This is a genomic window from Pseudohaliea sp., assembly GCF_054552115.1.
The window spans coordinates 56,895-77,878 of record NZ_JBTOLW010000012.1 but is presented as its reverse complement, the minus strand read 5'-3'; the positions used below and the strand labels follow the sequence as shown (position 1 = coordinate 77,878).

General features: G+C 69.3%; 15 protein-coding genes. 9 read left to right on the top strand and 6 right to left on the bottom strand.

The window, feature by feature from the left end; genetic code table 11:
• Window positions 1-5: 5 nt before the first annotated feature.
• Window positions 6-263, bottom strand: coding sequence for a hypothetical protein (locus ACX93N_RS08065; protein WP_459427893.1), 258 nt, complete (start codon window positions 261-263; stop codon window positions 6-8).
• 185 nt (window positions 264-448) lie between these two features.
• Entirely contained in the window at window positions 449-1,873 is a 1,425-nt protein-coding gene (locus ACX93N_RS08060) for a TIGR03013 family XrtA/PEP-CTERM system glycosyltransferase (protein WP_459427892.1), read from the bottom strand.
• Window positions 1,874-1,954: 81 nt separating this feature from the next.
• On the opposite strand from ACX93N_RS08060, the gene ACX93N_RS08055 reads away from it, so the two are divergent.
• The 7 genes from ACX93N_RS08055 (at window position 1,955) to ACX93N_RS08025 (ending at window position 14,049) form a co-directional block, all read left to right on the top strand.
• Window positions 1,955-2,935, top strand: coding sequence for a S1C family serine protease (locus ACX93N_RS08055; protein ID WP_459427891.1), 981 nt, complete (start codon window positions 1,955-1,957; stop codon window positions 2,933-2,935).
• 2 nt (window positions 2,936-2,937) lie between these two features.
• On the top strand, window positions 2,938-3,441 hold the full coding sequence (locus tag ACX93N_RS08050) for an arsenate reductase/protein-tyrosine-phosphatase family protein (protein WP_459427890.1): 504 nt from the start codon (window positions 2,938-2,940) through the stop codon (window positions 3,439-3,441).
• 86 nt (window positions 3,442-3,527) lie between these two features.
• Window positions 3,528-4,340, top strand: coding sequence for a PEP-CTERM/exosortase system-associated acyltransferase (locus ACX93N_RS08045; RefSeq protein WP_459427889.1), 813 nt, complete (start codon window positions 3,528-3,530; stop codon window positions 4,338-4,340).
• Between the two features lie 21 nt (window positions 4,341-4,361).
• The gene (locus ACX93N_RS08040) at window positions 4,362-5,999 is read left to right on the top strand and encodes an FAD-binding oxidoreductase (RefSeq protein WP_459427888.1); all 1,638 of its coding nucleotides are present in this window, start codon (window positions 4,362-4,364) and stop codon (window positions 5,997-5,999) included.
• 119 nt (window positions 6,000-6,118) lie between these two features.
• The gene (prsT, locus tag ACX93N_RS08035) at window positions 6,119-8,878 is read left to right on the top strand and encodes an XrtA/PEP-CTERM system TPR-repeat protein PrsT (protein WP_459427887.1); all 2,760 of its coding nucleotides are present in this window, start codon (window positions 6,119-6,121) and stop codon (window positions 8,876-8,878) included.
• 15 nt (window positions 8,879-8,893) lie between these two features.
• Entirely contained in the window at window positions 8,894-12,082 is a 3,189-nt protein-coding gene (locus tag ACX93N_RS08030) for an outer membrane lipoprotein-sorting protein (protein ID WP_459427886.1), read from the top strand.
• 20 nt (window positions 12,083-12,102) lie between these two features.
• Complete coding sequence (locus tag ACX93N_RS08025; RefSeq protein ID WP_459427885.1) at window positions 12,103-14,049, top strand: AMIN domain-containing protein; 1,947 nt, start codon at window positions 12,103-12,105, stop codon at window positions 14,047-14,049.
• A 15-nt stretch (window positions 14,050-14,064) separates the two neighbouring features.
• Here the strand turns inward: ACX93N_RS08025 and ACX93N_RS08020 are convergent, their stop codons facing one another.
• The 4 genes from ACX93N_RS08020 to prsK all read right to left on the bottom strand — a co-directional run bounded on the left by ACX93N_RS08020 (window position 14,065) and on the right by prsK (window position 18,836).
• The gene (locus ACX93N_RS08020; protein WP_459427884.1) at window positions 14,065-15,042 is read right to left on the bottom strand and encodes an Npun_F0296 family exosortase-dependent surface protein; all 978 of its coding nucleotides are present in this window, start codon (window positions 15,040-15,042) and stop codon (window positions 14,065-14,067) included.
• Window positions 15,043-15,202: 160 nt separating this feature from the next.
• Window positions 15,203-15,346 (bottom strand): hypothetical protein, encoded by a 144-nt coding sequence (locus tag ACX93N_RS08015; protein ID WP_459427883.1) that lies wholly within the window; start codon window positions 15,344-15,346, stop codon window positions 15,203-15,205.
• Entirely contained in the window at window positions 15,347-16,711 is a 1,365-nt protein-coding gene (prsR, locus tag ACX93N_RS08010) for a PEP-CTERM-box response regulator transcription factor (RefSeq protein ID WP_459427882.1), read from the bottom strand.
• 13 nt (window positions 16,712-16,724) lie between these two features.
• A complete protein-coding gene (gene prsK / locus ACX93N_RS08005) occupies window positions 16,725-18,836 on the bottom strand; it encodes an XrtA/PEP-CTERM system histidine kinase PrsK (RefSeq protein ID WP_459427881.1) in 2,112 nt (703 codons plus the stop codon).
• A gap of 423 nt (window positions 18,837-19,259) precedes the next feature.
• On the opposite strand from prsK, the gene ACX93N_RS08000 reads away from it, so the two are divergent.
• A complete protein-coding gene (locus ACX93N_RS08000) occupies window positions 19,260-20,255 on the top strand; it encodes an ExeA family protein (RefSeq protein WP_459427880.1) in 996 nt (331 codons plus the stop codon).
• Between the two features lie 90 nt (window positions 20,256-20,345).
• Window positions 20,346-20,972 carry an XrtA/PEP-CTERM system exopolysaccharide export protein gene (locus tag ACX93N_RS07995; protein WP_459427879.1) on the top strand — a complete coding sequence of 209 codons (627 nt, stop codon included), beginning with the start codon at window positions 20,346-20,348 and terminating at the stop codon, window positions 20,970-20,972.
• Window positions 20,973-20,984: the final 12 nt, after the last annotated feature.

The following is a 20,984-nucleotide window of genomic DNA, read 5'->3' as shown; positions in this document are numbered from 1 at the left end:
GCGTCTCAGCCGTTGGCAGCCCGCCGCTCGCCCCGGCGCCGGTCCTCGGTGATCAGCTCGCCATTGACCGTGATGGGAAAGAGCACGGGCCCCGTGTTCTGGCGCCGGTCGCGGCCGCTGCGCTCCACCCACTCATCGCGGGAAGCTTCGGAGCCATAATCATCCTCGGTGACGAAGCGCCGGGCCGCAACCGCGAAGATATACACGGAGATAATGAGGGCGCCGAGGCCAAGTACGCTGACGAGCGTGAGGATGGTGTCCATCAGGTCATTGCTCTCCCGGTTGTTTGCAGAAACCGCCGTACATACACGAGCAAGATACAGGCCAGCCGTGTTTTTCTATTGTGTCGGCGAGGTTACAAAACTGCGAGAGGCCGAACAACAGCCTGAGCGGGGAGAAAACGTAAAGAAATCCGACACCTGCCCCAAAGGGGGCAGGGGCCGTAGCGTCAGCGCGCGCCCTTGCCGAACAGGATGACCTCCGCGGTCTGCAGCAGGACCAGGAAATCCAGGAACAGGCTCTGGTTCTTGACGTAGTACAGATCAAATTCCAGCTTGTGCCGGGCATCCGACACGGAGGCACCGTAGGGGTAGTTGAGCTGCGCCCAGCCGGTGATGCCGGGCTTCACGCAGTGGCGTTTTTCAAAGTAGGGGATCTGCGCGGCGAGCTCCCGCACGAACTCGGGGCGCTCGGGGCGCGGGCCCACGAATGCCATGTCGCCGGCGAGGACGTTGATGATCTGCGGCAGTTCGTCGATGCGCAGCTTGCGGATCACCTCGCCGACCCGGGTGACCCGGGCGTCGTTCGGCGTCGCCCAGCGCGCCTTGCCGTCGCCTTCGGCATCCACGGTCATGCTGCGGAACTTGTAGACCTCGAAGATGCGGCCATTGAGGCCGACGCGCCGCTGGCGGAAGATGGTCGGCGCGCCGAAGCCGTCCTCGAGCCAGATCGCGATCACCGTGACCAGCATGAACGGCCAGGCAATGGCGAGGAGAAAGAAAGAGGCGGCGATATCGAAGCTGCGCTTGAGCACGCCGTAGACACTGCCGTTGCGGAACCCGTGGGAGAAAATGAACCACTCCGGGTAGGCGTGGTCCACGAGGATCTTGCTCGCTTCCTGTTCAAAGAAGTCGAGGACGTCCACCACGTCCACGCCCAGCGTGCGGCAGCGCATCAGCTCCTCCCCGGGCAGGAAGTCCCGGCGCTCGTCAAGGGCGACGACCACCTGCTGGATCTCGTTTTCGCGAACATAGTCCGACAGCGGCTGCTCAAGCGTGAACACCTTGCCGGAGTCGACCACTGTCTCTTCGCCGCCTAGCCGGGCGAAGCCGTGGATGCGAAAGCCGCGGCGGTCGCTCTTGCGCCGCATGCGGTCGACGACCTGCTGCGCCGTTCTGCCCGACCCGAGGACGAGCACCCGGCGCTTGAACGCGTCGAGTTCGACTGTCTTGGTGAAGACGACCCGGGTCGTCAGGCAGCTCACCAGGGAAATGGCTGCCGCAAAGGCAAGCTGGCCCCGCCACAGGTGCAGCATGGGCACGAAGTAGAAGATAGTCGTCATCGCCACGGTCATCAGCGCGAACGCGCCGAGGGTGCGCAGCACCACCCCGTTAGGCCCTTCCCGGAGCCGGGGCTGATAAAGGCCCATGGAGAACAGCGCCAGGGACAGCAGCCCCGTGAAGAGCCCGGCACTGAGGATCAGGCTGTCTCCCTGCGCTTGCCAGCTGCCCTCGCCCGGTTGATAGTAGAGGTAGGTGGCGAGGTAGAAACTGGCGAAAAAGAGCAGTGCGTCCAGCGCCGCCAGCCAGTAATAAGCCACATGCACGTGGTGGTTGAATACTCGTGTCGTGCCCAACAGCGTACCCGCGTTCATGAATGATCGCCCCTGCCGGTCGTCGAGAGAAGCCGGCTCCCTTGAATTGCGTGGTGAAACGATGGAAAAGATAGCAGTCGCATGAGCAATTGCATCAATAGTGTAAAAATCTGTGACAGGGATCTCAGCACCGGTGGCCCCGGCGGCAGGGCGCACCCTGCCTGTGACCCTGCGCCGACGCGAAGGGCGGGACGGCTTTCCATGCTGGGCTACCGCCGTACCATGCCGTCATTGCTTCGTATTCTCGTTGTCCTCGTCGCCCCGATCACGCTAATCCGCCTTATCCCTCTTATCTCTCTTATTACCCTTACGCCTTCCCTGCCGGCCTTCAGCGCGCCGGCGGCCGGGCTTCCGGCTATTATCGAGCGGGTTCGGCCCGCGGTGGTCGGTGTGGGTACGGCGTACCCGCCGCGTCAGCCACTGGGCGGCAAGCCCCCCAACCAGTTGCTCGGAACGGGGTTCGCCGTGGCTGACGGCACCCTCGTAGCCACCAATGACCATGTGCTGCCGGCAAGCCTCGATAGCGATAACCGGCAGGTGCTCGCCGTTTTCGTGGGCCGGGGGCGCGATGCGGTGGTGCGGGCCGCGCCTGTCGCGGCCCGCGATCCGGCGCATGATCTTGCGCTCCTGCGGGTCCCGGGTGCGCCGCTGCCGACGCTTGAGCTCGGGCGTGCCGCCGGCGTGCGCGAGGGCGACCTGACAGCCTTTACGGGCTTCCCCATTGGCGCTGTGCTGGGCCTGTACCCGGTGACACACACCGGTATCGTATCGTCGATTACGCCCCTGGCGCGGCCCGCTGACCGCGCCCGCGACCTGACGGCCGCACAACTGAGACGGATGCGCGCGCCCTACGATGTGTTCCAGCTCGATGCCATCGCCTATCCCGGCAACAGCGGCAGCCCCGTGTACCGTGCCGATACCGGCGAGGTCATCGGCGTGCTGAACAGCGTATTCGTCAAGGAAAGCCGGGAAGCACTCCTCGAGCGGCCCTCGGGGATCAGCTACGCAATCCCCGCCAGCCATCTCCGGGCCCTCCTGGCAAGCATCGAGGAGGGCGGCTGAGCATGCTGTTCTTCTCCCGGCCGCCGCGGACGCGGGTGCTGATCCTGTGCACGGCCAACCTGTGCCGCTCGCCCATGGCGGCTGCGCTGCTCCGCGCCCGCGCGGCCGACCGGCATCGCGGCCTGCGCGTGGCCGTGCGCTCCCGCGGCACCGCTGTTGCCGCCCCCGGCCGCCCGGCGGACCCCCGGGTCCGCGCCATCCTCCGGGAGTCCGGCATCCCCCCGGGCCGGTCGCGCGCGCGCCAGGTGGCCGCCGCGGACCTCGCCTGGGCGGATCGTATCCTGGTCATGGAGCGCCGGCACCGGGACGCGGTAGAGCAGATGGCGCCGGCGGTGAAGGTGGATCTGTTCACCGCGTTCCTGCCGGAGGCCGACAGCGAGGACATTCCCGACCCGTATTTCGCCAACCGGCAGGCGCTGGAAGCGTGCCTGGCGCAACTGGATGCTGCTGTCTCGGCTTTCCTGGGCACCCTGCAGCCCGGGGCCGGCCCTGTTTCGGGCCGCTGAGGGGCCCCCCGAAGCCGTCCACGCCACTTTACCGCCGCGGTTGACAAGGTATACCCTTCTTCCCTGACCAGTCAGGAGAGTCGGCCATGGCCTCCGATAACGCGTCCGGTAGCAGAAGGCCAATCGATTCTGCGTTGTTCGCCGATTTCGCCCGCTATTTCGAGCTGTCTCTTGCCCTCAGCGAGGGCCAGCGGGCGGCGGTGTACGAGGTGCGCTACCGCGTCTATTGCGAGGAATTCGGCTATGAGCCGAAGGAAGCCTTTCTCGACGGCCGCGAACGCGATGCCTACGATGACCAGTCCCTGCACTGCCTGGTGACGCATCGCGAGAGCCGGCGCCCTGCGGGCTGCGTGCGCCTGGTACTGCCGGAGGAAGGCGACCAGCTTCCCCTGGAGGAGCACTGCGCGGATGCCCTCGACCCGGACTTCATGGGCCGCTTCGCGGATCAGCGCGCCGGTATCTGCGAGATCTCGCGCCTCGCCGTGGACGGTGACTTCCGCCGCCGCCGGGGCGAGAAGGCGACCCGCTTCGGCACCCGGGAGGACTTCAGTTTCGCCGAGCGCGAGCGGCGGACCTTCCCGCTGATTGCCATCTCTCTTTTTGTCGCCTCCGCGGCGGGGGCAGACCTGTACGGGCGGCCGCACTGTTTCGCCATCATGGAGCCGTTTCTCCCCGTCATGCTCCGGCGCACGGGCGTCGTTTTTGAACGCATCGGTGATGATTTCGAGTTCCGCGGGACCCGCGCGCCCTACTACGCCAGGGTCGACGACCTTGTCCGCAATGCACCGGATGAACTGCGCATGGCATTCGGGCTGGTCCGTGACCAGTTCGCGCGCGACCTGGGCCTCGGGGGGGCGGCGGAATCCAGGGCCCTCACGGGCGCCCGCAGTGCGGCGTGATGCAGTGCCGGCCGGGCTGCCATGAGTGACTCTTCCGCCGGGCACGACGACGCGCAGGAACTGCCTGCCGCTGCGCTCGCGGCTTTCCGGGAGGCGGTGGGTGAGGCGCATGTTGTCATCGACGCCGGAACCCGCCGCCGCTACGAGACGGCGACCTTCGCCACCAGTGCCCGGGTACCTGCCATCGTGCGCCCGGGCTCTGTCGCCGAGGTGCAGCAGTGTCTCCAGGTCGCCAATGCTCACGGGGTCCCCGTTTACCCGGTCAGCACGGGCCTGAACACCGGCTATGGCTCCGCCGTGCCGGCGCGCTCGGGCTGCGTGGTCCTCGAGCTGCGGCGCCTCGACCGGATCCTGGACTACGACCCCGGGCTGGGCTGCGTGACCATCGAGCCGGGTGTGACCCAGGAACAGCTGTTCCGCTTCCTGCAGGAGCGGGACGCCCCCTTCTGGCTCGATGTGACCGGTGCCTACCCGGGCCACAGCCTCATCGGCAACATCGCCGAGCGCGGTTTCGGGCACACGACCTACTCGGATCATTATGCGCACCTCGGCGCTATGGAGGTGGTGCTGCCGCAGGGGGAACTGGTCGGCACGGGTTTCGGGCAATACCGTGACGCGAAGGCGACCGGCTATTACCGCTGGGGTCTCGGGCCCCACTTCGACGGCCTGTTCACCCAGTCCAACCTCGGCATTATCGTCAAGGCCACGCTCTGGCTCATGCCGCGCCCGGCCTACACCCAGTTTTTCGCGGCGCGGGTGGACCGGGACGAGGACCTGCCGTTGCTCATCGAGGCGCTGAAGCCGCTGCGCCTGGACGGCACGATCACCAGCGCCATGCACATCGGCAACGACTACAAGGTCATCTCGGCGATCCAGGGCTACCCCTGGGAGGCCGCCGGCGGCGAAACGCCCCTGCCGCGCGACGTCCTCGCCGCCAAGAGCAAGGAGTGGGACTGCGGCCCCTGGAACGCCTCCGGCGCGCTCTACGGTACCCGCGCCGAGGTGGCCCTCGCGCGGCGCAAGCTCAAGGCTGCGCTCAAGGGTAAGGTCAGCCGCCTGCAGTTCCTCGACGAGCGTCTGCTCGGGCTCGCCAAGCGCTTCGCGCGGCCCTACAGCTGGCTCACGGGTCTGAACCTCAATGAGATGCTGAAGATGGTCGAGCCGGTGTTCGGCATGACCCGGGGCGTGCCCAGCGCCGGCATGCTGCCCAGCAACTACTGGCGCAAGCCGGGGCCGTTGCCGGCGGTCTCGCCGGACCTGAGTCCCGAGGCGGATCGCTGCGGGGTCTTCTGGATCGCCCCGGTCGCACCGACATCCGGCGCCCACGCGGCGGCGGTCTGGGCCATTGTCCGCGATACCATGCTCCACCGCGGTTTCGAGCCGGCGGTATCGATCACGCTGCTTACGGAACGTACCCTCGATTGTGTCGTGAACATCTCCTACGACCGGGACGTACCGGGGGAGGACGAGCGGGCGATGGCCTGCCACGATGCGCTCCTGGAGCGGCTCTGCGCCGAGGGCTATTATCCCTACCGCCTGGGCATCCAGAGCAGCGGCAAGATGCCGCCGCGGGAGGCGGGCTGGGAGCGGCTCATGGCCGGGCTGCGCCGGGAGCTCGATCCGAACGGCATCCTGGCGCCCGGCCGCTACCTGGACTGAGGCTTCCTGCCAAGGGTGCGCGAGGTCACAGTTTCCCCCGCCAGCATTTGCACGACGGTCTCCCTGCTATAGGCTGTAAACACGTTGTAAACACCAAGGGCTCGGAGAAAGTACCCACGATGCGACGCAAGATACTGGCCACCTGTTTCCTGGCCGCGGCCCTGGGCGCCTGCTCGGCGCCCCCCAGCGAGGAGGAGCTGCTCCAGCGGGCCGAGGCCGCGCTCGCCGCGCGCGACGTGAATGCGGCGCTGCTCGATATCAAGACCGCGCTGCAGGGCAACCCCGAGAGCGCCGAAGCGCGGCTGCTCTACGGCCGGGCCTATCTCTTCCAGCAGAATCCGGTGGCGGCGATCGGGGAGTTCGAGCGCGCCCTGGAAGCCGGCGCCGGCGCCGGGGCACGTCTGCTCCTGGCGAAGGCGCTGGTCCTCGGCGGCGAAACCGCCGAGCTTCTCTCCCGCCACGATGCCGGCGAGTTTGCCGGGCTGGTTGCCGACGACGAGTTCCAGGCCGTGCTCGCGCGGGCGCAGCTGGTGCAGGGGGACTACGAGGCCGTGCGCGACGCCCTGGCGCGGATCGACGCCACGGGCAACGACTACATTGATGTCACCCGTGCCGTGGTGGCGCTGCAGCTCGACAAGGAGCCGGCGCGCGCCCGGGAGCTGCTGGAGGCCGTGGTCGCGCGCAGCCCCGGCCAGGCCTACGCCTGGAGCGTGCTCGGGGTGCTCGCCGCGGCCGAGGGGGACTATGAAGCGGCCGAAGCGGCCTACCGGCGCGCGGCCGAGGCCAACCCGTTCCGCCTGGGCGACCGGCTGCAGCTGGTCAACGCGCGCCTGCGCGGCGGCGACAGCGAGGGCGCGGACAGCGAGCTGCAGCGTCTCGAAAAGCTGATTCCCGATTCGCCCCAGGTCAACTTCCTGCGCGGCCAGCTCGCCTTCGATGCCGGCGAGTACCGCGCCGCCCTCGATGCCCTGGCCGGGGTGCTGGCCGTCAACCCGGACCACGGCGGTGCGCTGCTGCTGTCCGGCCTGGCGAACCTGCGCGAGGACAACCTGGTGACGGCCCAGCGGCAGCTGGGCCGCTTCCACGATGCCGTGCCCGGCCACCTGGAGGCGGGGCTGCAACTCGCCCGGGTCTGGCTCGAGCTGGGCGAACCGGATAAAAGTGAAGCGGTGGCCCGCGAGGTCCTCGAGGAGCACGATATGAACATCAAGGCACTGGGCATCCTGGCCGTGGCTCTGTCCGCGCAGGGTATGCACGCGGAGAGCGCCGCCGCCTACCAGCAGATCGCCACCCTCCAGCCCGAGTCGCCGGAGGCGCTCATGGGGGTCGGCATGCAGCGTATCGTCGGCGGCGACAGTGAGGCCGGCGTGGCCGACCTCGAGGCGGCGGTGGCCCTCGACCCGGACAGCGCCGCGCCCCGGGAGCGCCTCATCGGCGCCTACCTGGCCACCGGTGATCTCGATGCGGCCCAGGCCGCCGCGGAGGCCTACCTGGAGGCCGCGCCGGACAGCCCCCGCGCCAGCATTTTCCTCGGCCGGGTGAAGCTTCAGTCCGGCGAGACCGGCGCCGCCCGGACGCTCTTTGAGCAGGCCCTGGCCCAGGACCCGGGCAACGTGACGGCCAGCGGCGGGCTGGCGGCCGTGGAGCTGCTGGGCGGCGATCTCGAGGCCGCCCGGGACGTGTTCCAGTCGGCGCTCGAAGTCAACCCGGGGCACATGGAGACCAGCCTCAACCTCGCGGTGATCCACGAACGCCTCGGTGACCTCGACGCCATGCGCGCCGTACTCGAAGACGCCGTTGCGGCGAACGAGGGGGCCGTGGCGCCCCGGCTGCCGCTGGCCCGCTTCGCGCTCAGCGAAGGCCGTGCCGGCGACGCGCTGGCCCTGCTGACGCCGGTCGCGGAAACCGGCGGCGACAACATCGCCCTGCTTCGCCTGCTCACCACGGCGTACCTCGCCAGCGGCCAATCCGCGCTGGCGAGCGAGGCGGCCCGGCAACTCCTCGACCGGGACCCGGAAAGCCCGGAGTCCCTGGCGGTGGTGGCCCGTGCCGAGCTGGCCAATGGCCGCGCCGAGCGGGCCCAGGCCCATCTAGAGGCGGCGCTTGAACAGGCGCCCGGCAACACGGCACTGCGCAAGCGCTACATCGATGTGCTGGTGCAGCAGCGCAAGCTGGATCTCGCCAGGGAGCAGGTCGCGGCGCTGCCTGCGGCCGTGCAGGAAGAGACGCCGCTCCTGGTGCTGCGCGGCCGCCTTGCCCTCGCCGGCGGCGAGCCCGCCGAGGCCGTGCCCCTGTTTCAGCAGGCCTTCGAGCAGCAGCGGAACAATATCAACCTGCTGTTCCTGGCCTCGGCCCGCTGGGCCGGCGGCGAGCGCGCACCGGTGCTGGCGATGCTGGCGGAGTGGCTGGAGGAATACCCCGAGGATGCCCTGGTGCGCAGCGACCTGGCCACCAAGCAGCTCATGCTTGGCGACGAGACGGCCGCGCGGGAACAGTACGCGATCCTCGTCGAGCAGCAGCCCGACAACGTCGCGGCACTGAACAACCTCGCCTGGCTGCTGCGCACCGGGGACCCGAAGCAGGCCCTGGCACACAGCGAGCGCGCCCTGGACCTGGCCCCGGACAGCCTGCAGGTCCAGGACACCTACGCGATGGTGCTGCTGGAGAACGGCGAGACCGGCCGCGCCCTGGCGCTGAGCGCGCGCCTCCTGGAAGAGCAGCCGGACAACCCGGAGCTCGGCTACAACCGCGCGCAGATCCTCGCCCGCGCGGGTCGGGAGGACGAGGCCATCGAGCTCCTCGAGGCGCTCGTTGCCGGCCCGGCCTTCCCCGGCAAGGCCGGTGCCGAGGCCCTGCTCGCGTCGCTTCGCGGCGCCTGACGCGCCGGCGCGACCGTGGCGCGGGACGCCGGGGGGCTCTTTGCTGCCATCGTCCGCCGTCCGCTGGCGGTCCTGCTGCCGCTGGCGGTCCTGCTGCCGCTGGCTGTGCTGCTGGGGCTGTCGCTGCTCGGCCTCACCCGGCTGGAAAAGGACACACGCTCGGATGCGTTCCTTGCGCCGGATAACCCGGCGCTGCTCTACCGGGACCTGATCCGCGAACGTTTCGGCCTCGCCGATCCGCTGCTGCTGGCGCTTGTCGCGGAGCAGCCGGGGGGTATCTACCGGCCCGAGGTGCTGCAGGCCCTGGTAACCCTCACGGAGGCCGTGTCGCAGCTGCCGAATGTCGACGCTGGCCGGGTCATGAGCCTGGCCACGGAGTCGCTCATTACCGGTGACGCCCTGGGCATGGCGGTGGAGCCGATCCTCGATCCGCTGCCGACAACCCCCGAGGCCGCGGCGGAGGTGCGCTCGGCCGTGGAGGACTTTCCCCTGCTGCTCGGCCGCCTCGTCGGCCGTGACGGCCGGGCCGCGCTGATTGTCGCCCAGTTGGAAGATGAAGCGCAGGCCGGGGCGACCTACCAGGCGCTGCGGGCGCTGGTCGAGGACACGGCGCTGCCCCCGGGGCTGGAGGCCCACGTGGCCGGGGAAGGCGCCATCGCCGGCTACCTGGGTGACTACATCGATGCCGACGCCCAGCGGCTCAACCCGCTCGCCGGCGTGATCATCCTCGGCATGATCGTGCTCGCCTTCCGCCGCCTGACCCCGGCGCTGCTTGCGCTGCTGATGATCATCGGCACCGTGGGCGCGGCGCTCGGGACCATGGCCGCCCTCGGTGTGCCCTTCTACGTGATCACCAACGCGCTGCCGGTCATCCTCATCGGCATCGCCGTGGCTGACACGATTCACCTCTGCAGCCATTACTTTGAGTTGCAGGCGGAGGCCCCCGGCCGGGAGCGGCCGGCGCTGGTGCTGGAGGCGCTGCGCGCGCTCTGGCTGCCCGTGACCATCACGTCCCTGACCACGGCGGCGGGCTTCCTCGGCCTCTATGTCGCGGCCTATATGCCGCCGTTCAAGGCCTTCGGCCTCTATGCCGCTCTCGGCGTGGGGGCCGCGCTGCTCTATTCGCTGCTCGCGCTGCCGGCGCTCATGACGCTCAGCCGCCTGCAGGTGGCGCAGGCCTTCATCAACCAGCGCCGCGCGGGCGGCCGCGACGGCCTCGCCGGCGCCATGGCGCGTCTCGGCCGCCTGACCCTGGCTTTTCCGCGGACGGTGGTGCTGTGCTTCGTCGCGATCGCCGCGCTCGGTGCCTGGAGTGCCAGCCACCTGGTCGTCGATGCGGACCGCATACGCCTGTTCCAGCCGGACGAGCCCATCGTGCAGGCCGACCGTGCCATCAACCGCCACCTCGCCGGCACGAGCACGCTCGATATCGTTATCGAGACCGGCGTGGAGGAGGGGCTCTTCGAGCCGGCCGTGCTGCGCCGGATCGAGGCGCTGCAGCGCTTCGCGGAGGGGCTGCCCCACGTCACGGGAAGCAGTTCCATCGTCGATTACCTCAAGCAGATGAACCGGGTGCTGAACGGCGGCAACCCGGCCGCCTACCGCCTCCCGGAGAGCCGCGAGGCGGTGGCCCAGTACTTCCTGCTGTACGGGTTCTCCGGCGACCCGGCGGACTTCGAGCAGGAAGTCGACTACGACTATCGCAGTGCCAACGTGCGCCTGACGCTCAATCACGGCGGCTTCATCCAGATTGCGCGGGTGGTGGAGGCCCTCGAGCCCTACCTCGAGACGCACTTCGATGACGCCGTGCGCGCGACCCGGAGCGGGCGCGTCACCCTCAACTACCACTGGATCCGCAACATCGGCGACAGCCACTTCCGCGGGCTGGTGATCGCCCTGGTCCTCGTCTGGGCCGTGGCCAGCCTCAGCTTCCGTTCCGCCCTCGCCGGGGTATATGCCCTGGTACCGGTGGGGGCTTCGGTTCTGTTAGTGTACGCTTTCATGGTATGGCGCGGGCTGACGCTGGGGGTGGGCACCTCCATGTTCGCCGCGGTCGCGATCGGGCTGGGTGTGGATTTCGCGATCCACACCCTGAGCCGCCTGCGCACACTGCATCAAGACGGTGAGGGGGACAGGGAGGTGGACAGACAAGCCATGTTCATGCGCTTCTACAGTACAACGGGCCGCGCCCTGTTGCTCAACCTCCTGGCGGTGGCTGCCGGCTTCGGTGTGCTCGTGTTCAGCCAGGTGGCCCAGCTCGCCGACTTCGGCAGCATTGTCATGCTGTCCATGGGGGTGAGCTTCCTGGCCAGCGTCACCCTGCTGCCCGCGCTGCTCTACCTGTGGGCCCCCGGTTTTCTCGCGGTCCCGCCGGCGGACCGCCGGCTCGCCCGCCCGGCGGGCATCGTCGCGATGATCCTCGCCCTGGCTGCCCTCTGGCTTGCCCAGGATGCCCGGGCCGAACCCGCCGCGCCGGCGGCCGGGGCGCTCACTGCGGCGGACGTCGTGGCCCGCGTCAACGCCGTGCCGCAGGGCGACCGGGTGACCCGCGAGATGCGCATCGTCACCCGGGACAAGCGCGGCCGGGAGCGCGCCCGGGATACGATCAGCTACCGGCGCGATTACGCCGACCAGCGGCGCCAGGTGCTGTTCTTCACGGCCCCCGCTAATATCCGCGATACCGCCGTGCTGACCTGGGACTACGCGGACCCGGCGGCCGAGGACGACCAGTGGCTCTACCTGCCGGCGCTGCGCAAGGTGCGGCGCATTCCGGCGGCGGACCGCGGCGACTATTTCCTGGGAACGGACTTCAGCTTCGAGGACATGAAGCTCGACGGCCGCCTGAGCGCAGATTACGACTACGAGCGCCTGTCCTCCGCTACTGACGGCGAGGTCCGGCTGCGTGCCACCCCGGTCTCGGCAGCGGTCGCTGAGGAGCTCGGCTACGGCCGTACCGAAACGGTGGTGGATGCCAGCAACTGGGTGGTGGTGCGGGTGGACTTCTGGGATGTCGACGGCGACCACCTGAAGACCCTGCGGGCCGACGACATCCGCCTCGTCGATGGCATCTGGACCCGCCACCGGCTGCACATGGAGAACCACCAGAGCGGGCACAGCACGCGGCTCGAGTTTGTCGATGTCGACTACCGCTCCCCGGTCCCGGAGCGCCTGTTCACGCAGCAGGCGCTGAGGCGCGGGCCCTAGCGATGCGCAGGCCCCAGGGCGTGGTCAGTCCGGTCCAGCGATTCCGGCACGCGCTGGCCTGCGCGTCGGTTTCCGGCCTGCTCGCTGCCGGCTCCCCGGCTGCGGGGGAGGAGGCCCCGGCGGGTGCTGCCGTCGCCGGAAGCCCCCTGCAACTGGAAGCTGTCCGCGTCGGCCGGGACGGAGACCGCTTCCGGGTGGTGTTCGATCTCGACGGTGAGCCGTCCTATCGCGTCTTTTCCCTGGCCGCGCCGGATCGCCTGGTCATCGACTGGGCCGGCGCGGAACTCGGTGCGCCGCCGGCCGCTGACGCGTTCCGCGACTCCCCGGTGCGCGCCTTCCGTCACGCCGGGCGCGGGGGCGGCGATCTGCGCACCGTGCTCGACCTCAGCGGCGAGCTGCCCTACGAGGTGTTCACCCTGAAGCCGCACGCCGGGCACGGGCACCGGCTGGTGGTCGATCTGTACACCGACACCGACACCGGCACCGGCACCGGCACCGGCACCGATTCCGATACCGGCAGCGGCGGGCAGACTGCGCCGGTGGCGGCCTCCGAAGCATCGCTGCCGGACGAGGGGGCCGCCGCTTCGCCTGCGGCAGCCGCCCCGGCGGCTGTGGCAGGCGCGCGGGGCCCGGCTTCGGCACCGCCGCCGGCCGCGCCGCACCGGGAGGGCGCTGCCCCGGCTTCCGCTGCCGGGCCCGCTCCTGCTCCCGTTTCCGCCTGGGCGGGGCTCGATGCCCGCTTCGGCGGTACATTGCAGCAGGAGTGGGCCTGGGCCACGGAGCGGGAGGCTCACCAGAAGTTCGAGACCCTGCTCACGCCGCGCCTGGACCTGGCGCTGGGCCGCGGGGTGGACCTGACCGGTATCCTCCAGCTGCGCCTGGACGCGGTGGGCGACCTCGGCCCCGCGGCCGGCGAGCCGTCGAATTACAGCGACGCCAGCGTCCCCTGGTACAACAGCGAGCGCACGTCCCTGTTCCTGCGCGAGCTGTATCTCGACTTCCGCACCGGCGACACCGGCTGGCGCCTCGGCAAGCAGCAGGTGGTCTGGGGCCAGGCCGACGGCCTCAAGGTCCTCGACGTGGTCAATCCGCAGAGCTTCCGCGAGTTCATCCTCGATGACTTCGACAATTCGCGGATTCCCCTGTGGATGGCCAACATCACCCACCCGGTGGGGGAGGCGGCGACGCTGCAGCTGCTCTGGATCCCGGACACCACCTACCACGAACTGCCGGACCTCACCGCGCCCTTCGCCGTGCGCACGCCGCGGCTGCTGCCGCCGCTGCCGGTAACGGCCCTCGGGCCGGTGGACAAGCCCGATGACCCCTTCGGCGACAGCGATATCGGCGTGGCGTTGAGCGGCTTCGCCGGCGGCTGGGACTTCAGCGTGAACTACCTCTACCGCTACCTCGACAACCCGGTGCTACCGGTGCGGCGGCGGGACGACGGTCGTTTGGAGCTGCGCCAGGAATACCGCCGCAGCCACCTGCTGGGCGGGACCTTCAGCACGGCGCTGGGCGCCTTCACGGTGCGGGGGGAGCTGGCGTGGAACAGCGACACCTACCAGCCCCTGGACACGTTGCGGGACGAAGCAGTGGGGGAGAGCGCGGAGCTGTCGACGGTGCTCGGCCTGGACTGGACGCCTTCCATGGACACGCTGGTCAGCGCGCAGCTGTTCAACAGTTCGCTCTTCGACCACGACGACGCCATGGCCCGGGATGCCCACGAGCAGCTGTTGACGCTGCTCTACCAGCAGGATTTCGCCAACGCCGCGTGGCGCTTCCGCGCCATCGGCCTGCATTCGATCAACGACGGTGATTCGCTGCTGCAGCTGAAGCTCCGCTACTGGGCAACCTCACGGCTGGAGCTGTGGGTGGGGGCCGACCTCTTCGCCGGGGAGCGCCGGGGCCTCTTCGGCCAGTACGGCGACGAGGACCGGCTGCTGTTCGGCTTTGAGGTCGGCTTCTAGCGCCGGAGCGCTTCCCTAGCGGCGCCCGCGCCCGCGGCGGGCGAACACGAGGCCCGCCAGGCCGAGACCGAGCAGCGCCAGCGGCGCCGGTGCGGGCACATCTCGGGAGGCCAGGCCGACCACCACGTTGTCGAATTCGAAGGCGACGCCGGTGGTTTTGAACTCGAAGGCCGTGAAGGTCTCGCCCGGTTCAAAGAAAAAGTTCGCGTAGACATTTGAGCGCGGATCGACCCGGTCACCCGACTGCCCCTCACGCGCGTCCAGGATTTCCTGGCCGGAGAGCGTGCCATCGTCGAGCAGGGTGCCCGGGACCATGAGCTTCTCGTTCTCATTCCCGGAGTAGAAGATGATCTCGTTGTAATCGTCGACGGAGCCGTAGTAGAGGCCCAGGTAGTTGATGGAGTCGCCCTGCTGCAGGATGGGCGCGTAGTCGATCTTGACCGTGGCGGGCGTAGTGCCGCCCTGCTGCGGGCCATAGGCGAAGCAGGTGTCGTTGTCGGCCGGGGTGGCGGCGTAGCTCACGCCGCCCTTGCGCACACCGAAGCCGCCGCCGCCGGCAGAGATCGCCGGCCCGCCCCAGGCGTTGATGGAACAGCCGCTCGGCTCTCCACTTTCGGTGACACCTTCAATGATGCCGAGGCCGCCGAGGAGCGACGGCTCCATGGTGCCGGCGGAGGGTGCCCCGAGCTCATCGTCGAAGAAGCCTTCGTTGTCGGGGATCGAGACGGCCGGCAGCGCGCTGGCGGTTGCCCGGTCGAAGGTCTCGACGAAGAAGCCACTGCCGAAGGGCATCTTGTTCGATGCATCGATCAGTGCGCTGGTCAGCCCCGAGTTGTCACCGGCCACCTGGGCATTGATGAGCTCCCCGTCGACTTCCTCGCTGAAGGTGATCAGGAGGGCGTGGGCGGGGGTGGCCAGTACGCTGGCCAGGCCCGCGCTCGCAACGGCTGCTGCCAGAACGTGCTTGCGCTTGCGGGACATCGAATGGTTCATGGTAAAGCACCGAATGTTGATTTCCTGGCGCAACAGATGCACGGTTGGTGCCAGGTTGAAAAACTCTCTTTATATCAATCGATTGCTGTGTTTCTATGGCTGCTGAATGCGCGGCGCCGGCGACTGTTGTAAAGGAATGCGACAGCGCCTGCCGGAAGCATCAATAGACGAGCGACCAGAACCCCGCGAGCACGATGGCAGCGGCGGCCAGCGCGAGGAGGTAGCCCCACCAGGGCGTTTCGCGACGCTTTTCGCCGCGCCGGTCCGGCGTGCCGCGGTCCATCCTGCGCCGGTCCGCTGCCATCTATTTCATTCCGTACTTGTCGAGCATGGAATACAGCGTCGGCCGGGTGATGCCCAGCAGTGTCGCCGCCTCGGAGATGTTGCCGCCGGCATAGCCCATGGCGCGGATGATCGCCTGCTGCTCGGCGCTCTCGCGCACCTGGCGCAGGTTCAGGGGCAGGGCCTCCGGGCCGTCATCGCCGAGGGCGTCCTCCAGCTCCAGGTCTTCGGCGCTGACCTGGCTGCCCTCGGCCATGATCACCGCGCGCTTGACCCGGCTTTCGAGCTCGCGGACGTTGCCCGGCCAGCGGTAGCGGCCGATGGCGTCAATGGCCGACTGGTCGAAGCCCTTCACCGGGGCGCCGTGCTCGCCGGCAAAGCGGGCGAGAAAGGCCCTGGCGAGAACCAGGGCGTCGCCGGTGCGCTCGGCCAGCGCCGGGATGCGGATGGACATCTCGCTGACGCGGTAGAAGAGGTCCTCGCGGAAGCGGCCGTCGGCGATGTGCTGCTCGAGGTCCTGGTGCGTTGCGCAGATGACCCGCGTGTCCACCGGGATCTCCTTGCGCCCGCCGACCCGCTCGAGCACGCGCTCCTGCAGGAAGCGCAGCAGCTTGGCCTGCAGGTCCTGGGGCAGGTCGCCGATCTCGTCGAGGAACAGGGTGCCGCCATCGGCGTACTCGATCTTCCCCGGCGTGGTCTGGCTGGCGCCGGTGAAGGCCCCTTTCTCGTAGCCGAAGAGCTCGCTCTCGAGCAGGTTCTCGGGGATCGCCGCGCAGTTGATGGCCACCAGCTTGCCCTTCGCCCGCGGGCTCAGTTCGTGCAGTGCGCGGGCGAAGCGCTCCTTGCCGGTGCCGGAGGCGCCGAGGAGGAGGGTGGTGATGTCCGTGGGGGCGATCTTCTCGACGGTGCGGCAGACCTTGAGCATCTCCGGGCTGGTCGCGATGATACCGGCCAGCGGCATGTTCTCCTCGCTGCGCTGCAGGCGCCGGTTCTCGATCTCCAGCTCGTAAACGTGCTGGGCCCGGTCCACGAGCAGGGCCAGCAGCTCCGGGTCCGCCGGCTTCTGGTGGAAGTCATAGGCGCCGCCGGCCACGGCCTTGACGGCGTTGCCGCGGTCGTTGTCGCCGGTGACCACGATCACCTTGGTCTCGGGCGCCAGGGCGAGGATCTCGGCGAGCGCCGCCAGCCCCTCGGTGACCCCGCCGGGGTCCGGCGGCAGGCCGAGGTCCAACAGCACCACGCCGGGCTGGTGCCGGCGCAGGGCGGCGATGCCCTCGGCGCGATCACCGGCCACGATCACCTCGTAGCCGTCGAAGGCCCAGCGCAGCTGGCTCTGCAGCCCCTTGTCGTCCTCGATCACCAGCAGTGGTTTGGATGCCTTGCTCACGGCCCGTTCCGTCTCACTCACCTGCCGCCCAGTCTGCCACGGCCCGGCCGCCCGCGGGCGTGCCCGGTTCACAACTTTGCGCATCCGCCAGCGGCAGGGTGACCGTAAAGGTGCTGCCGGCGCCTGGTTCGCTCTCGACGGTGATGTCGCCGCCGAGTTGGCGGACGTATTCCCGCGACTCGAAGGCGCCGATGCCCATGCCCGTGAGCCCCTTGGTGGACTCGAAGGGATGGAACAGCCGGTCGCGGAGGAAGTCGGCGTCCATGCCGCAGCCGTTGTCGCGCACCGTGACGCGGGCTGTAGCGCCGTCGCAGTCGAGGGCGAGCTGCACTTCGCCGTCTGCCGCTGTGGCCTCCTGGGCGTTCTGCACGAGATGCCCGAAGACGGTACCCAGGCGCTCCGGGTCGCCGATCACGGTGCAGGCGCGGGCCGGTGGCGCCAGCCGGGGCGCCGGCTGCCGGGCGCCGCGCCGCTCGACGACCGCCGCGAGCAGCGTGCCCAGCTCCACGGGCGCCGCCTCGGCCTCGCGCAGGCCGCTGCGCATCTGCCCCATAAGCCGTTCCATGCGCTCCACGGAGCTGGCAACGGTGGCGATCATGTCGTCGACGAAGGCCGGGTTGTCGCGGTGCTTGCGGGCGTTGGTGAGCATGAGCGACTGCTGGGCGAGGATGTTCTTGAGGTCGTGAATCACGTAGGCGGAGAGGCGGTTGAAGGCGTCGAACTGCCGCGCCTCCACCAGGGCCCGGTTCGCCCGGTGCTGGGCGAGGAGGGCGCCGGCCTGCTGTCCCGCGGTCTTCAGGAGGTCCCGGTCTTCCCAGTTGAGACGCCGCTCGTCGTCGCCGGCGCGCAGCAGCAGCAGGCCTTCCAGGTCGTCCTGGAAGAACAGCGGCACGATGAGCCAGAGCCAGCCGGCCCCGGCCAGGCCCGCGGGGAACTGCAGCCCCTGGTAGAGGTCCGGCGCACGGCGCCACTCGTCGCGGTCCACCACCCAGCCGCTGCGGCGGATCCAGCCCGGGAGCCCGCCCAGGTCCCCGGGCACCGGGTCGTCGAGCTGCCAGCGCGCGAGCAGCCGCAGCGCCCCGTCCGGCTCGCGGCCCACGAGCGCGCCGCCGTTGCTGCCGGCGAGCGGCGCCATGGTGCGCAGGACACCCTCGGGAATATCGCCCTCCAGCCGGGCGAGGGCCCGGGTGAACTTGAGCCATTCCTCGCGGTAGTCGTAGCGGAAGCTGAAAAAGTGCTTGGCGAGCAGCACCCGCAGCCGTGCGCGGAGGCTGCCGGAAAAAAGAAGCGTGGCGAGGAGCAGGGCGCTCGCGGCGAGGAAGGTGGCCTGGAGCACCCCTCCCCAGCTGCCGCCGAGGTACTTGATGTAATAGCCGATGACGGCCATGGCCAGCAGGTAGAAGCCGGCGCCCATGAGCGTGACCGTGTGAAACACGACGTGCCGGGACAGGTGCACGTCCAGGCGCCAGCTCTGGTTGCGGGCCAGGGCGACGAGCAGCGGCGGTACCGCCAGGGCCACCACGAGGCCGCGGGCGGCCCAGAAGGCGGGGTTCAGCTGCCGGAACAGCAGCGCCTCGGCGTAGAGAAAGAGATCGTAGACAAAGATCAGGCCGAGGCCGAGGCACAGAAACTTGATACCCCAGCGCTCCGCGGTGACGGCGTTGCGGTAGGCCTGCTCGATCAGCAGCAGCGCCGCGATCGCCAGCGCCAGCCAGAGCACGACCACCAGGTCGCGGCCATCGAGGGCGCCCGGCAGCGCTGCCGCCAGCTGCGGCGCGAAGGCGACCAGGCCCAGCGAGGCGGCGGCGAGCACCGTGAACCCCGGCAGCCACCGCCGCCCGAGCCAGCGCTGTGCGTCACCCTGCTGGAAGCCGAGAAGCGCGAGCAGGAAAGCCAGCCACGCCAGGTTTCGGGCGAGCTCGGCGAACTGGATGGCGCGCAGGGGCGGGTAGGGCGCCAGGCTGCCGGCGGCAATCACGACGCCCCAGGCCAGTGTCGCGGCGGCCGCCAGCGCCAGGGGCGGGCCCAGGGGCCGCAGGCGCCAGCGGGCGGTGAGCAGGGCCAGCAGGAGGCCGAAGCTCAGCCCCGCCGCCGCATGCGTCACCAGGATGATGTTGTCGACCACGTGCTATCGCTCTGCCGCTTCGCACACCCTGAGGCACGGTATAGTGCTTCCGGCGCAGTGTAAATGCGGCGCGCCCGCGGTCTATGATGGGGGGCTTGTGATGGCGGGTGTGGTGGGGTGTTGTGCCCGCGTGCCCGCGGCGGCCCCGTTTGCGGCCCGCTGCTGTGCTCTCCGCCGCGCCTGCTGCCGAGGTGGCCTTGCCGGGATAGCACTGCCGGGATAGCGCGCCGCCGAAACAGCGCGGCCCTCGCTGTGAGCAGCCTCACAAAGCGGAGCAATCAGGCGTTGCCGAGCTTGCGGCCGTCACGGACCGGGTACACACTAGGATGCAAACAGCAACGCGGGTTGCAGGGGGCTGGCCGCGCGCCGGCCGTACACGGCCCTGCACACCCCGCATGAAGGACACGTCGGCGAGGACGCCGCATGTACGACATCTTTTACGGATTCAGCAAAGAGCCGTTCCGGCTGAGCCCGGATCACCACTTTGCCTTTCAGCACCGCAGCTACAAGCGCGCGCGGGCCTACATGGCCTATGCCTTCATGCGCGCCGAGGGCTTCGTCATGGTGACCGGCCGCCCGGGCACCGGCAAGACCACGCTCGTGGGCGCGGTGGTGGAAGACCTGGCGAACGAGCGCGCGGCTACCGCGCACCTGGTCTGCTCCCAGCTCGAGGCCGACGATCTTCTGCGCATGGTCGCCTACGAGTTCGGCGTGGATATCGCCATCCGTGACAAGGGCACGCTCCTGCAGTCGCTCTCCCGCCTGTTCCAGAAGTGGCACCGGGAGGGGCGCCGGGCGCTGCTCATCGTCGACGAAGCGCAGGACCTGTCGCTCTCGGCCATGGAAGAGCTGCGCCTGCTCACCAACCTCCAGCAGGGTGGCAAGCCGCTGCTGCAGATTTTCCTGCTCGGCCAGCCCGAGCTGCGCGAGCTGGTGCTGCGGCCGGAGATGGAGCAGGTGCACCAGCGCATCGTCGCCGCCAGCCACCTGCGGGCGCTGGAGCCCGACGAGGCCGAAGCCTACGTACGCCACCGCCTCGAGGCCGTGGGCTGGTGCGGGGACCCGGCGCTTGCCGAGGCCGTGTTCCCGCTCATCCACAAGTTCAGCGAGGGTGTGCCACGGCGCATCAACCTGATCTGCAGCCGCCTGTTCCTGCACGGCGGCGTGGAAGGGCTGCACCGGCTCGGCGTTGATGACCTGCGCGAGGTGATCCAGGAACTGCAGGACGAGAACCTGGCCGCAGGCGACAGCTTCGCGGACAATGACTTCGCCGTGGCGGCGGCCCGCGGCGAGCCCGCCCTGGCGCCGGTGCCCAACGACGGCGCGGAGGGCGCGGCCGGCGGCGGCAGCGGTGATGATTCCCCGGAGGGCCCGCAGCCGGTGCGCCGCGGCCTGTTCGGCGGCATGCGCCGCCCCTGATTCCCGACAGCGAGAACGACAAAGCGAGAACGACAAAGCGAGAACGACAAAGCGAGAACGACAAAGCGAGAACGACAAAAGGTACACACCATGCGCACGGACATCACAAAGCGATACCTGGGCTGGCTGGGAGCGGTCACCGCTGCCTGCCTACTTGCCGCCTGCGGCGGCAACCCGCCGGTACCACCCGGCGAGCGCTTCGACGCCCCCGACTACAACTACGTGATCGGCCCCGGCGACACCATGGAGATCTTCGTCTGGGGCAACGAGGAACTGACCACCCAGTCGATCGTCCGCCCGGACGGCAAGTTCACCACCCGGCTGGTGGAGGACCTGCGCGCCAGCGGCAAGACACCGACGGAACTGGCCCGGGATATCGAGAAGGCCTACGCCGAGTACGTGCGCCAGCCAGTGGTCAGCGTGATCGTCAACGGCTTTGTGGGGATGCCGGAGCAGCAGGTGCGCGTGGTCGGCGAGGCCACCGAACCGCAGAGTGTGCCCTACCGCCAGGAGATGACGCTCCTGGACCTGATGATCGCCGTGGGCGGGATGACCGAGTTCGCCGCGGGCAACAAGTCCGTCCTGGTGCGGCGCCACGGCGGAGAGCAGCGCTCCTACGGCCTGCGCCTCGATGACCTGCTGAAGGACGGCGATATCTCCGCCGACATGGCGCTCATGCCCGGCGATATCGTGATCATCTCCGAGTCCTGGTTCTAGCGTCGGGACGGG